A 12,568-nucleotide genomic window follows, 5' to 3' on the forward strand; every position below is an offset into this window, starting at 1 on the left:
CCATAATAAGGGGAGCCACAAAATACTATTCTAGCAAAAGGTCTGACGTTTGCCAATATGTATTTTGATGGGTACAGGTTGTTTCTCCATCAGGAATACCGACGAAAAGTGAAATACTCCAGAGGCTTTTGTGGTAAATCGAGCCATTTTACAAATTTATCCACACACCCCAGGTCCGTCCCTCGTAAAAAGCCAAGCCTCCCAAAAAGGAGGCTTGGCTTAGTTGAAAAATTTTACTTATCAATCTCACGAATCAAATTGGCCATTTCAATGGCTGATACAGCTGCTTCCCATCCTTTGTTTCCTGCTTTTGTGCCGGCTCTTTCGATGGCCTGCTCGATTGTATCTGTCGTCAAGACTCCAAAGATGACGGGTACCTCTTCCTGTAGGCTTAGATTGGCCACTCCTTTTGCAACCTCTCCGCTTACATATTCAAAATGAGCGGTTGCTCCACGGATGACCGTTCCCAGGGTAACAACGGCATCATATTTCCCTGAGCGAGCAAGTTTTTTGGCAATCATAGGTATTTCGAATGCACCTGGAACCCAAGTGACAGAAACATTTCCTTCTTCAACGCCGTGGCGCTTTAATGCATCTTCCGCCCCACCCAGAAGTTTTGATGTGATGAACTCATTGAAACGTGAAACAACAATGGCAACCCTTAATCCTGATCCGACTAAATTACCTTCATAAATTGTTTTCATTGTATTTTCCTCCTAAAATTTAAGTAAATGTCCCAGCTTAGCATGCTTTGTTTTTAAATATTTCTCATTTTCGAATTTCGCCGGCATCTGGATCGGTACTCGATCTGCGATTTCTAATCCGTAACCGTTGATTCCGGCAATTTTTCTAGGATTATTGGTCAGTAGACGCATCTTTGTTATGCCTAAATCTCTCAGTATCTGTGCTCCGATTCCATATTCCCTCAAGTCATCACCAAAGCCCAGTTTTTGATTAGCTTCAACTGTGTCATAGCCTTCTTCCTGGAGCTTATAGGCCTTCAATTTATTGATTAAACCAATCCCACGGCCTTCTTGTCTCATATAAAGCAGTACACCTTTTCCATGCTCTTCAATTTGAGTCAGTGCTGTGGCAAGCTGCGGTCCACAATCACAGCGATTGGAACCGAATACATCTCCCGTCAGGCATTCAGAGTGAACACGGACCAGTACATCTTCATCCTCGGACCACTCTCCTTTCACAAGTGCGATATGCTCTTTACCTGTAAGGTTTTCTGTGTAAGCAACCGCCTTGAAGTTTCCGAATTCGGTTGGAAGTTCAATTTCCACTTCTCTCGTCACAAGCTTTTCTTTTTTGCGTCTGTACCTGATCAGATCTTCAATGGAGATGATCTTAAGGTCCCATTTATCAGCCAGTTTCATTAATTCAGGTACTCTTGCCATCGTGCCGTCTTCATTCATGATTTCACAAATGACGCCTGATGGTTGTCCCCCTGACAGAATAGCCAAATCGATGGCGGCTTCTGTGTGTCCTGCCCGTTTTAGTACTCCGCCTTTTTTGGCGACAAGGGGAAATACATGACCGGGTCTTTTAAAGTCCTCGGGCATTGAGACCGGGTTCAATAATTCCTGTATTGTGGTCGATCTCTCAAATGCACTAATCCCAGTAGTTGCGGATTTATGATCGACAGAAATCGTAAAGGCTGTTCCATGAGGATCCGTATTTGACATCGTCATGGGTGCAAGCTTTAGTTTGTGTGCAATCTCCTCTGTTATCGGGGCACAAATTAACCCTCTTCCTTCTTTAGCCATAAAATTTATGACTTCTGGAGTCGCTTTATCTGCAAGTGCAATAAAGTCTCCCTCATTCTCACGGTTTTCATCATCTACTACGATAACGACTTTACCTGCCTGTAAATCTTCAAGAGCTTCTTCGATCTTATTAAACATGGGGCAACCCCTTCCTATTAGTCAGCGAAACCATTTTGACTTAAAAAATCATAGCTGATGCGGCTTGAATTACTCTTAGACTGTTCCTTTGCTTCATAGAAGCGATGAAAATATTTAGCCATTACATCACATTCAATATTGACACGATCCCCTACTTTTTTTTCACCAAGAACCGTGTCCCCTCTCGTTTGCGGGATCAACGAAATCGTAATGGCATTACTTTTCACACCAAAAACAGTAAGGGAAGTGCCGTCTATTGCGACAGAGCCCTTCATGATAAACAAGTGGCTCTGATTTTCCGGAATGGAAATGTCCATATACCAGGCATTTTCAACTTTCTCTATTCTAACGATCGTTCCTACTCCATCGACATGCCCATTAACGAAATGCCCGCCGAAACGACCGTTAGCAGCCATTGCCCTCTCCAAGTTCACTTTAGAACCATGGGACAGGTTTCTGAGCGTTGTGCCTTCAAAGGTTTCTGGCATCACGTCCACTTGGAATTGCCTGGAACTGAATGAAGTGACGGTTAAACAGACACCATTCACACTGATGCTATCTCCAATATGAACATCTTCGAGAACGCGGCCTGCTGTTATCGTCAGTTCCATGGATGAGGAGGACTTTTGCATGCGTTCAATTGAGCCGATTTCTTCAATGATTCCAGTAAACATCCCTTTCTCCTCCTTTCAAAAAGGCTATCCCTTAGGTAAGGCAATTATTTTAATGTCCTTTCCTACTCGTTCTATGCTCTTAATCTCCATTTCAAGACCTTCTGCAATGGTCGGGAATCCATCCCCTCCAAAACTGGTGAAGGCAGAGCTTCCGCCTACAAGCTTGGGAGACATGTACAGAACCAATTCCTGAAAGGCTCTTCCCTTTAAAAAGGAAGAATGAATGGTAGATCCACCTTCTACATAAAGGGATCCTATATTCCGGTCACCCAGTTCTTTTAATACTGTGTGAATGTCCATCCATTCCTCTGAAAGGGTGATGATTTCACAGCCTGATTCCATATAGGGCAGCTTCTGTTCTTCATTGACAGAACTGCCTGTAAAGATGAGGGTCCTGCTTTCCGAGTCTTTCACTACATGAGAGTGGAGAGGTGTTCGTAAAAAGGTATCTAATATGATTCGAATGGGGTTTTTTCCACCTTGGGGCAAACGGGTGGTAAGGTGTGGGTTATCCTGAATAACGGTATTGACTCCTACTAATATCGCGTCATGCCGGTGACGATCATAGTGGACATCTGTGCGGGATGCTTCTGACGTAATCCATTTGCTATCTCCTGAAGCTGAAGCTGTTTTCCCGTCTAATGTGACAGCTGTCTTAAGTGTTACATAAGGTGTACCGTATTGAATGAAATGGAAAAAATGCTTGTTTAGTTCGAGTGCTTCTTCTTCAAGCTCTCCGACCATTACTTCTATGCCTGCATCCTTCAACTGTTGAATTCCTCTTCCCGCTACAAGGGGATTTGGATCAGTGCTGGCAATATGGACCCGCCTCACTCCGCTTGAAATCAGCAGCTGTGAACAGGGAGGTGTTTTCCCATAATGAGAGCATGGTTCCAGCGTCACATAGACGTCACTCCCCTGTGCTTTGTCTCCCGCCATCTTTATGGCATGAACCTCTGCGTGACCTTCTCCTGCTTTGAGGTGCGCACCCATTCCAACGACTTCTCCATTTTTCACCACAACCGCTCCTACGGCAGGATTGGGTGAAGTTTGACCTTGGGTGGTCTTGGCCATAGTGAGGGCAAGCTTCATATATTGTGAATCGTCCAATCGTTTTACCTCCCTTCTTTTATCACTATTATTCTAAAATAAATAAACCCCAAGTAAGTTTTTACTTGGGGGAAGTTGGCATGACTGAATAAAGCATTTACATGATTACTTTTTTTGGAAACAAAATCCTCAAAAAGATAGACTTCTTGCGTCTGCATCAAGTAAATACCGCCGTTCCTTCTCCCATCCAGACTATCACTGTCGGCTTTGGAATTTCACCAAATCCACCGTCTAATTTTCATTAGCCGGGTCACGGACTAAGAGCATGCGCTCATCACCGCCGGTAGGGAATTTCACCCTGCCCCGAAGGAAACCTATTCGATTAACATTATTCTATCATAGTTTCATAAATGAAATCATGTAAGGAGCACTAAAATTATATTTTTGTACTATTTTTTGAATATATATTAGAAACCTCTCTCTATTTCTAATTGTAAGCACTAAGAAATTGCTGCAAGAATAAAAAAGAATGCCTCCACTAAATAGAAGCATCTCTTCATTTATTATGCTAATAGCTTCCTGCATTCTTCCGCACATTCAAAACAGGCTTCAGCGCAGTCCTTACAATGCTGTTGGTCATGAGAATTACATTCTATACCACAAGCATCACAGATTTCTGCGCAAAGGACCAGAATTTGTTGAACAAATTTACTGCTTCGTTGCAAGACATTAATGGCATAGGAACAAATATCCGCACATTCCCGGTCCAGTTCAATGCACATCATCATTGCTTTTTCTTCCTTAAGGGATGCATGATAGCAAACATTACATGCTTCCAGACATCGGTGCAAAGCCGTTAAGCATGGTTTATAATCAGCATTCATAATCTCACCTCCACAAATGTTCCTTTTTAGCGTACCCAAATGAAAAAAAAGGATTACTATGAGGTAAGAAAATAATCACTGTCTACATACCATAGGAAAACAAGGAGCCAATCCAGTTCTTCGCTATATGTTTCATAAAAAGAAATATAACTATGGTGATAGTCGAAGAGCTTTTGAACAGTTTGAGGAAGATATCCTTTTTGTAAGGATAAATAATTTTTTTTATTATAATTCAAGATCCATCGTTTGTTTCCTTTATAAATGATAATCGTGTCACCTTCATCACTGCGCCATTCAATAGCAGTAGAGCTCTGGTACTTCAAGTGAAAAACCCTTCCTGCTCCGCCCTTATCGATTTTCATGGACCTGCTCCATTTTAAGAATGTCAGTGGTTGCTTATGTTTTCGGTGGAGCATATAATATTTCGGGTTATTGATCAAGGACGTCCTTTGAATAAAGTATTCTGACCATCCATTCGTTTTTAAGTAATAGGAACCTTCTTTCGTCTGAACTCCGACTAATGAATGCCGGGATTCAGGTATTGTTTCATAAAATAATCGGTTCGCTTTCCTTATCTCCTTCTTCATACTAAAACTGAGATATAAATTTGAGCACGCAGGTATAAAAATTAACAGTGGAAAATAAAATAACTGTTTGGTCACAATCAGCATTCCTACACCTATGAGAAAATACATAATACTGCGATAAAGCAACGTATATTGTTCATTTTTGTAGATTTGATAGAGGTTCATGAAATGCTCGTCCTTTCAAGGAATCTCTATCATATGTATGAAAAAATCCCTTAAATAGACCATTTAAATAGAAAGAGCCAACGCTTGCAGAATCCTCAATAAAGAGATGGGAAGACTTTTCTGCCCTTCGTTGGCTTATATGTTATGAGTGCACTGGAGTGACTGTGCGATTCCATTCCATTATTTTTTTATCCTTTGCCTCTGCATCATGATAGCCTTGCCAGTACAATTCGTCCAGCTTTTGTGGATTTTTTTCAATACGGCTCACTTTTAGAGGATGTTGGGGTTGAATGATCAGGACATCCCCATTCTTTTCTCTCGTTTCTAATTCCTTGATTGTTTGATTGTAACGCAAGTAACGGTTATACATCGTTTTATGTAATTCAGGATATTGAGGGTACTTTTTTTTCACAAGGAAAGAAAATCGTGAAGGCTTTTTATAATAGCCTCTGTTTCTAGTTAATATGACTACATTTTTCTTAAACCCGTCCTGCTCAGCTTTTTCGATGGGAACAGGGTCACTTATTCCTCCATCTAGAAGATGCCGGGATCCAAATTCGACGATCGGAGCCACAAATGGCAGGGAACTTGACGCACGGATAATCGTAAGGAGCTCCTCACCATAGTCTCTTCTTGAGAAATACGCCGGTTTTCCTGTATGACAATCTGTGGTGCCGACAATAAATTCCGTTGAATTAGAGTGAAAAGCTTCATAATCGAAAGGGACCAGCTTATTTGGAATTTCATCAAACACGTAATCCATCCCAAATAACTCTCCTGTTTTCCAATAGTTTCGCCAAGATAAATATTTCGGATCACGGATAAAGTCTACATTCACCTTCTTATTGCGTCCATTTTGCTTAGACAAATAGGATGCGGCATTACATGCACCCGCAGAGACTCCGACAACATAAGGAAACTCAATGCCTCTTTCAAGGAAGTATTCCAATGCTCCCGCCGTGTATATCCCCCTCATACCTCCACCTTCGAGAACGAGGCCTGTGTTTTCAATCATCATCTTCTTGTCTACCTCCCTAATGATGCAAGAATTTACGTCACCGGTATTGAATAAACGATAATATCTTCCCACAAAATAGTGAGAATGTGTACTAATTTGCTCACTGTTCAAGCCACTTATTGATTTCATTCTCGATTATTCCGACTCGATCTCACATTCATCGTTCTCCACAGGAATAAGCTTAGCGTTACACTCTTTTTCATAAAATTCGATGGGGCCTGCTTCCTTTAATACGGCGTACATATACCCTTTCTCTTGCATGCAATGTAATGCATTATATAGGAGTCCTTTTCCCACTCCTTTATGACGGGTGTGTGGCAGTACCCCCATCGGTCCGTAAATCCCTTTTTTATTTTTATACACATCAAATGCTGCGAATCCAATAAATTCACCTTTTTCTTCCGCTTTGATAATCGGGATGAATTCTTCTGATGATTGAAAGGCCTGTATCAATGTTTTTGACCATGATTCTCCAAAATGCTCCTCGACCCATTTCAATAGTTCTTTTTCATCTTCAGCCTGTACGGGGCAAATTTGGAATTCAGGGTCCACTTCATATCTCCAATCTTTGTTCAATAAATATACCGTCAAATCCCGGGCCTTAGTAACGGATCGGATAATCCTTTCATGAGGCATAGAACTAAGTTCTTTTTGCAGCTGTGGGTGTTCTGGTAGATGGGCGTAAAACGCTTTGATAATATGACCTTCGTTTAAAAACGTTTGGTTGTATCTTTTCATGACTTCAATCGACTTGTTCCATACCTTTCTTGCGTGTGTGGATAATGGAATCGAAAAGCGATCAATTCGTTCTGTATCAGAAGTCTCTGCAGGAATGATATTAGATATGTTTTCTATCTGTTTCATATAGGGCTCCATAAGGTGATACATCTCCCTTAAAGTACCTTCTTTTACGTGAGCGGCTCCTAAATATAGATCCATGCTTTGAACGCTTTTATGATGATTCCTTTCGGCAATCATATTAGCGTTTTGAATCAACTTGTTTACTTTGTTGGTGTATTGAAGTTCTATCATCCTGCCACCTCCCTTCTATTACCATTATTCGACAAACAATAAGGTAATCCTTTTACTATTTAATGAGGTCCGTCCCTCAAAAAAGGCAGCAGACCTGGTCAGATCAAATCTTTTTTCTTGTAGAGTGGTGGAGCTATGAGCAGGATAGCCAGGCAAAGGGTGGTGGTAAGGATAATTGTCCCTGTCAGGTGATCCGGCCACGTGCTGTGAAGAATGATTTCATTTACATAGTTGGTTAGCTGACTTGGGGACCACTTAAAGGTTCTGGTCATGAATCCTGACACAAAGGTTAATAGTATGGCGATCCCGATCGTACAGAATGCTGCAAGGCCCGACGTTTTTACTAAACTACTAAAGAAGACGACCATTGTTAAGATAAAGGTAAGCCACAAGCCATAGACGAGGAATCCCTGCACGAATGGTGTAAAACCAATCCCGTTGAATAATACATGAATATAATACCAACTGGATAGCATCCCAAGGCCATAGGAGACCCACACCAAAACAAATGCGGCCATCCATTTGGAATAAATATAAGCTGCGTATGAGACGGGCTTAACCAATACCATTACAGCATTTCCACTCTTTCTCTCTCCCGCAATCATTCCCATGAATCCTAATACGATGATGAGGACGCCAAAGGTACTAAATTGGCTGATAGTCGACAATAATACTTCTTCAGATGAAGGCGTGGGAATGCTGATGACCGTTCCTTCCGGCAGATCTCCTACTGAATTAAGAATGTCTGGTAAATAAAATGCCGTCAATGGTTCCGTTAATCCAAATAATATGAATACGAAAGGCATCCAAATCATTTTATAATTTCGTGTTAGTTCCAGTATTTCTTTTCTGAATAGTATCCAGCATGTTTTCATTTTTTTATCACCTCCATGAATAGTTCTTCAAGGCTCTGTTCACTTGTTTCCAATCTAGTCACTCCCCAATGCTTTTCTGAAATCATTGAAAAGATTCTCGCTCTATCTCTGTCCAGTTCACTAACTTCGAAAGAGAGCCGATTTCCTTCTGCTACAAGATGATGAACCCAATCTTTTTGCAGCAGATAGGGTTTATACTTTTCGCTATCTTCGTTAAAGTACAGGTTCAATCTCGGTGTCTGGTGCCTTTCCTTTACTTCTACAAGTGGACCTTCTTCAATCAGCTCTCCACCGTGCAAGAACAGCACGTCCTCACAAACCTGTTCTGCATCATTCAAAATATGTGTAGAAAAAAGGATCGTCGTTTCCTTCTTTAACTTTTTTAACAGCTCCAGCACTTCTCTTCTCCCGAAAGGATCTAAGGCAGATACAGGTTCATCAAGGATTAAAAGCTTCGGTTGATGAATAAGAGCCTGAGCTATCCCTAATCGCTGCTTCATTCCACCAGAATACTGACCAATTCTTCGATTCTTTCCTTCCAACAAACCTACCAACTCTAAAAGTTCTTCACATCGATTTTGAGATGTTTTCCTGGTTAATCCTGCGATTTCACCGGAAAAGGTGAGAAATTCTTTTCCTGACATCCATTCAAAAAAGGAAGGATATTGAGGCAGGTAGCCTATCAATTGCCGTATATCTTTAGAGGCACCGCTTGAGGAAATTGATCCATTAGTAGGTGTAATCAACCCTGCAAGCATATTTAAAGTAGTGGTCTTCCCTGCACCATTAGGACCCAGCAGAGCTGTACAACGACCTTGTTTTAATTGAAAGGAAACGTTTTTTACGGCAAGCTTTTCCCTATACTTCTTTTCTAAAGAAGATACTTCTAATACGTTCATCCATCATGTCTCCTTCCAAAAATGAAATACACAACCGGTCCAACGATATTGATAAACAGGATAATGAGAACCCACAGCCATTTTGGTCCATTCGTTGATTTAATCCGGATCAAATCACTCACTGCAACCACCATGAGTATGAATTGAATAAGGATGACAGGAGCAATAAGCCCCCAATTTATTGACTGAAACGCTTCTTGTAATTCATTCATCTCCGATTCCTCCTTTTGTTTACAAATATAAGACGGAGGAAAAAGAAAATCGTTCATTTTTCTTTTAAATAAATTTCTAAAACAATAAAAAGCACTGAGCCCCATGCAATGAGGTTCAGTGCTTCATTATTGATGATATAAGGGATACAGCTTAGTCACTTCCGTTTTAACGGTGTCCACCAGGGAAGGAGGAGTTACGACTCTCGCCTGACTTCCAAAATTTAAGATCCAGTTTACTAGTCCATTACTGACACGGGCTTTTGTTGTTAGAATAAAATGGTCTTCACCATCTCTTTGAATGTTAACATCCTTTCCGAACTTATCGATGATCACATTGATGAGGTGGTTTTTAAATGAAACTTTAATCCATTCTTCATCACCTGCAAACATATGAAAGGTGGATTGTACATACTTAGATACATCAAAGGGTTCGTATGGAAAGGTTTCAGAAAGGGGTTCTACATTCCTTAATCGATCCACACGGTAGTGGCGGATTTCATCTGCTTCAAAATAATAGGCGATGAGATAGTAGAAATCATTTGCCCATGCAAGGGCATAGGGCTTCACTTTATAAAGCTTTCCTTCATGGCTCAAGTTAAACTGTTTCTTCACATCGTAACGACCGTATTGGAACGTAATCATTTTACGTTCTGCTATTGCTTCATGAATATCATGGATAGCGAGGCGAATATAGGGACTTTCACTTTTAATGGAGGAATCGATTTGAATTTCATTATGCAGCTTTTTCCCTTGATGAAGACTTGTGAGCCGCTTTATTTTTCCAGTCAGCTGCCTCGTTTCCTTCTTTGATATGAATTTGGCAGAAACGACTGCATCGATGAGCATGCGAAGTTCATATAGCTCGAACAAGCGATATTGATGACTATAATATTTAGGCAGCCCTTCTTTTTCCTGGTTTATGGTGACATCGAAATTATTTCTGATGAGATGCTCAAGGTCATCTTTTAATGAATTCTTATTCAATTTCACGTCAGGGCCAAACATCTGCTTAAAACGCAGAATAATATCATCCAAACTCAACTCATGTTCCTCATCCGTCTCTTCACTCAAAATACCCATCAACCTAAGCACTCTCTCTTTATTATCCACCCTCGTCATTTTGACATGCTCCTTTCGGGGACAAACCTAAAACAGTAAGATATTTTTATTAAACTATCAATATTCCGATATTTTTGTCAACACTTTATTTCTAAAATGATTATTAATGCATCAGAAAAAAGAACCCATGAATGCTCATGGGTTCCCAGCTGCTATTTAAGTAATCGAAAGACCGTTGGAATTCTATAATGCTCTCCCTCATAGGCTCTGATCGCTCCCAATATTGTAAAGATCAAGGCCAGGACCCCCACTACAGGAGCCAGAACAAACCCAATCAGCACCACCATCAAAATGGTGCTTACCAAACCATAAACGGCATATGAAATAAGAAAGTTGAAGTATTCCTTCCCATGAAAGTCCACGAACTCTGATTCATCCTTTTTAATAAGCCAGATGATCAATGGTCCAATGAATGCTGTGAAGAAGCTTAATATATAAATAAGAGCAGCCATCATTCTTTCATCTTTTGTCGGCATATTGAAATTCCTCCTTTTCATTGCTCACCCTAAATTAGAGTAAACAGAAAGTTTGATTCTATCCTCCTCTATATTTACGTGCATTCAGTCAGAAAGTTTCATCCAATCATGCATTTTTTTGAGAACACTTGAAGAGAGAAATTCATCAAACTTCAGGACAGTCCTCATGAAATCTGAAAGGGTGGAATATATGTTAAAAAAGAGGAGTTTGTCCTTAGTGGACTTGCAGAAAGGTAGTGGTGGATTTGAATAAATTTGAAGCCTTCATTCTGGGGATCATCCAAGGTTTAACAGAGTTCCTTCCAATCTCAAGCACAGGTCACCTTTATCTGGGGAGGCTTAGCTTTGGATTGGAGGAAGCTGGACTTTTCTTGGATACGATGCTTCATATCGGAACATTGATCGCTGTTCTCGTTGTGTATCAAAAGGAACTTCTCTATATGCTGAGGCACCCCTTTAGTAAATTATCGTGGATTCTCATCATTGGAACCATCCCGGCTGTAATCGTTGGTTTTTTGTTCGAAGATTTCTTCGACTCAATCTCAAAGTCGGGTTCCACCATCGGATGGGAGTTTCTTGCAACGGGATGTATTATGTATGTTGCAGACGGAGTGAAAAATGGCTATAAAAAACTGGATGATCTTTCTTACACAGATGCAGTGGTGATCGGAAGCTTTCAAGCAGCAGCCATCTTCCCGGCATTATCAAGGTCAGGATTAACGATTGCGGCAGGTTTATTCAGAAAACTGGACAGGGAAACCGCGGCTTATTTTTCCTTTCTTCTCTCTACCCCTGCCATACTCGGAGGGATCGTGCTTCAAGGGAAGGAAATGATAGGAGGAACTGTTGAAGCGATCTCTTTTTCAAGTTTAGCCATCGGAACAGTAAGTGCCGCAGTATTCGGATACTTCGCCATCCTTACGATGGTTAATTTTTTGAAAAAGCACTCCCTTAAAGTTTTCTCCTACTATGTGTGGGCACTGGGGCTCTTGATTCTCTTTCTTCAATACTCTGGGATTATGTAGGAGGAACACGATGAACCATGAATCGATTGTACAAATCCTGACACAATTAACTGATTTGGGTTACGCAGGAATCGCACTTGCACTCATGATAGAAGTGATTCCAAGCGAGCTTGTATTAAGCTATGCAGGCTTTATGGTGAATGCCGGTAAACTCTCCTTCATTGGAGCGTTCCTTAGTGGGGTCATCGGTGGCACACTTGCACAACTATTTCTCTATTGGCTTGGCTACTATGGTGGCCGACCCTTCTTCGAGAAATATGGAAGGTATCTACTTATTCAGCAAAAGCATTTGACGGCTGCTGAAACGTGGTTTGATAAGCATGGTACCATCGTCATTTTCACCGCTCGATTTATTCCGATCGTCCGTCACGCCATCAGTATTCCGGCTGGCATCACCCGGATGCCTCTTTCTACTTTTACTCTTTATACCTTTGCAGCCATGCTTCCCTGGACATTATTGTTTATGGTCATCGGGATGGAGCTGGGTACTCACTGGGAGCACATTGAAGTAATCGGAGTACGCTATATTAAGCCTTTGAGTTTCATTGCAATTGTTGGAACATTTGTCTATCTATTTTATTCCTATTGGAGAAACAAAAGGAAGGATTAACTTCTTTTTTTCCATGAAATTGTTTAAAATAA

General features: G+C 40.9%; 15 protein-coding genes and 1 riboswitch. Of the genes, 2 read left to right on the plus strand and 13 right to left on the minus strand.

From position 1 onward, the window contains the following. Positions 1 to 233: 233 nt before the first annotated feature. The 13 genes from ribH to FZC88_RS06500 all read right to left on the minus strand — a co-directional run bounded on the left by ribH (position 234) and on the right by FZC88_RS06500 (position 10,901). Positions 234 to 704, minus strand: a complete 471-nt coding sequence (gene ribH, locus FZC88_RS06440) for a 6,7-dimethyl-8-ribityllumazine synthase (protein ID WP_148971050.1) — start codon at positions 702 to 704, stop codon at positions 234 to 236. A 12-nt stretch (positions 705 to 716) separates the two neighbouring features. Next, positions 717 to 1,910, minus strand: a complete 1,194-nt coding sequence (locus FZC88_RS06445; protein ID WP_148971049.1) for a bifunctional 3,4-dihydroxy-2-butanone-4-phosphate synthase/GTP cyclohydrolase II — start codon at positions 1,908 to 1,910, stop codon at positions 717 to 719. A gap of 17 nt (positions 1,911 to 1,927) precedes the next feature. Further along, on the minus strand, positions 1,928 to 2,584 hold the full coding sequence (ribE, locus tag FZC88_RS06450) for a riboflavin synthase (protein WP_148971048.1): 657 nt from the start codon (positions 2,582 to 2,584) through the stop codon (positions 1,928 to 1,930). A 24-nt stretch (positions 2,585 to 2,608) separates the two neighbouring features. Beyond that, positions 2,609 to 3,676 (minus strand): bifunctional diaminohydroxyphosphoribosylaminopyrimidine deaminase/5-amino-6-(5-phosphoribosylamino)uracil reductase RibD, encoded by a 1,068-nt coding sequence (gene ribD / locus FZC88_RS06455; RefSeq protein ID WP_148994306.1) that lies wholly within the window; start codon positions 3,674 to 3,676, stop codon positions 2,609 to 2,611. A 189-nt stretch (positions 3,677 to 3,865) separates the two neighbouring features. Continuing rightward, positions 3,866 to 4,009, minus strand: a riboswitch (FMN riboswitch). A 188-nt stretch (positions 4,010 to 4,197) separates the two neighbouring features. Then, positions 4,198 to 4,518, minus strand: a complete 321-nt coding sequence (locus FZC88_RS06460) for a four-helix bundle copper-binding protein (protein ID WP_187443517.1) — start codon at positions 4,516 to 4,518, stop codon at positions 4,198 to 4,200. 56 nt (positions 4,519 to 4,574) lie between these two features. Continuing rightward, positions 4,575 to 5,270: a hypothetical protein gene (locus FZC88_RS06465; RefSeq protein ID WP_148994089.1), complete on the minus strand. Its 696-nt coding sequence runs from the start codon at positions 5,268 to 5,270 to the stop codon at positions 4,575 to 4,577. Between the two features lie 142 nt (positions 5,271 to 5,412). After that, positions 5,413 to 6,285, minus strand: coding sequence for a patatin-like phospholipase family protein (locus FZC88_RS06470; RefSeq protein ID WP_148994308.1), 873 nt, complete (start codon positions 6,283 to 6,285; stop codon positions 5,413 to 5,415). Between the two features lie 138 nt (positions 6,286 to 6,423). Beyond that, positions 6,424 to 7,320 carry a GNAT family N-acetyltransferase gene (locus FZC88_RS06475; RefSeq protein WP_148994090.1) on the minus strand — a complete coding sequence of 299 codons (897 nt, stop codon included), beginning with the start codon at positions 7,318 to 7,320 and terminating at the stop codon, positions 6,424 to 6,426. A gap of 98 nt (positions 7,321 to 7,418) precedes the next feature. Then, positions 7,419 to 8,195 (minus strand): ABC transporter permease, encoded by a 777-nt coding sequence (locus FZC88_RS06480; protein WP_148994091.1) that lies wholly within the window; start codon positions 8,193 to 8,195, stop codon positions 7,419 to 7,421. Then, the gene (locus FZC88_RS06485) at positions 8,192 to 9,094 is read right to left on the minus strand and encodes an ABC transporter ATP-binding protein (protein WP_148971044.1); all 903 of its coding nucleotides are present in this window, start codon (positions 9,092 to 9,094) and stop codon (positions 8,192 to 8,194) included. Before FZC88_RS06485 ends, FZC88_RS06480 begins: the two co-directional genes overlap by 4 nt. Next, complete coding sequence (locus FZC88_RS06490) at positions 9,091 to 9,306, minus strand: PLD nuclease N-terminal domain-containing protein (protein WP_148971043.1); 216 nt, start codon at positions 9,304 to 9,306, stop codon at positions 9,091 to 9,093. Before FZC88_RS06490 ends, FZC88_RS06485 begins: the two co-directional genes overlap by 4 nt. A 126-nt stretch (positions 9,307 to 9,432) precedes the next feature. Then, positions 9,433 to 10,425, minus strand: coding sequence for a helix-turn-helix transcriptional regulator (locus FZC88_RS06495; RefSeq protein WP_148994092.1), 993 nt, complete (start codon positions 10,423 to 10,425; stop codon positions 9,433 to 9,435). A 152-nt stretch (positions 10,426 to 10,577) separates the two neighbouring features. Beyond that, on the minus strand, positions 10,578 to 10,901 hold the full coding sequence (locus FZC88_RS06500; protein ID WP_148969340.1) for a DUF4870 domain-containing protein: 324 nt from the start codon (positions 10,899 to 10,901) through the stop codon (positions 10,578 to 10,580). A gap of 245 nt (positions 10,902 to 11,146) precedes the next feature. On the opposite strand from FZC88_RS06500, the gene FZC88_RS06505 reads away from it, so the two are divergent. Together FZC88_RS06505 and uptA are read left to right on the plus strand one after the other, a co-directional pair. Further along, positions 11,147 to 11,926, plus strand: a complete 780-nt coding sequence (locus FZC88_RS06505; protein WP_148994093.1) for an undecaprenyl-diphosphate phosphatase — start codon at positions 11,147 to 11,149, stop codon at positions 11,924 to 11,926. A gap of 10 nt (positions 11,927 to 11,936) precedes the next feature. Beyond that, positions 11,937 to 12,536: an undecaprenyl phosphate transporter UptA gene (uptA, locus tag FZC88_RS06510; protein ID WP_148994094.1), complete on the plus strand. Its 600-nt coding sequence runs from the start codon at positions 11,937 to 11,939 to the stop codon at positions 12,534 to 12,536. The last annotated feature ends 32 nt before the right edge of the window (positions 12,537 to 12,568 follow it).

This window comes from Rossellomorea aquimaris (assembly GCF_008180865.1).
Classification (GTDB): Bacteria; Bacillota; Bacilli; order Bacillales; family Bacillaceae_B; genus Rossellomorea; species Rossellomorea yichunensis.

Excerpts from the sequence above, each read along its gene's own strand:
- ribH (WP_148971050.1), bottom strand. The coding sequence starts at position 704 with ATGAAAACAATTTATGAAGGTAATTTAGTCGGATCAGGATTAAGGGTT.
- ribD (WP_148994306.1), bottom strand. The coding sequence starts at position 3,676 with ATGAAGCTTGCCCTCACTATGGCCAAGACCACCCAAGGTCAAACTTCA.
- FZC88_RS06495 (WP_148994092.1), bottom strand. The coding sequence starts at position 10,425 with ATGACGAGGGTGGATAATAAAGAGAGAGTGCTTAGGTTGATGGGTATT.
- FZC88_RS06490 (WP_148971043.1), bottom strand. The coding sequence starts at position 9,306 with ATGAATGAATTACAAGAAGCGTTTCAGTCAATAAATTGGGGGCTTATT.
- FZC88_RS06470 (WP_148994308.1), bottom strand. The coding sequence starts at position 6,285 with ATGATTGAAAACACAGGCCTCGTTCTCGAAGGTGGAGGTATGAGGGGG.
- FZC88_RS06445 (WP_148971049.1), bottom strand. The coding sequence starts at position 1,910 with ATGTTTAATAAGATCGAAGAAGCTCTTGAAGATTTACAGGCAGGTAAA.
- FZC88_RS06460 (WP_187443517.1), bottom strand. The coding sequence starts at position 4,518 with ATGAATGCTGATTATAAACCATGCTTAACGGCTTTGCACCGATGTCTG.
- FZC88_RS06465 (WP_148994089.1), bottom strand. The coding sequence starts at position 5,270 with ATGAACCTCTATCAAATCTACAAAAATGAACAATATACGTTGCTTTAT.
- FZC88_RS06475 (WP_148994090.1), bottom strand. The coding sequence starts at position 7,320 with ATGATAGAACTTCAATACACCAACAAAGTAAACAAGTTGATTCAAAAC.
- ribE (WP_148971048.1), bottom strand. The coding sequence starts at position 2,584 with ATGTTTACTGGAATCATTGAAGAAATCGGCTCAATTGAACGCATGCAA.
- uptA (WP_148994094.1), top strand. The coding sequence starts at position 11,937 with ATGAACCATGAATCGATTGTACAAATCCTGACACAATTAACTGATTTG.
- FZC88_RS06500 (WP_148969340.1), bottom strand. The coding sequence starts at position 10,901 with ATGCCGACAAAAGATGAAAGAATGATGGCTGCTCTTATTTATATATTA.
- FZC88_RS06480 (WP_148994091.1), bottom strand. The coding sequence starts at position 8,195 with ATGAAAACATGCTGGATACTATTCAGAAAAGAAATACTGGAACTAACA.
- FZC88_RS06485 (WP_148971044.1), bottom strand. The coding sequence starts at position 9,094 with ATGAACGTATTAGAAGTATCTTCTTTAGAAAAGAAGTATAGGGAAAAG.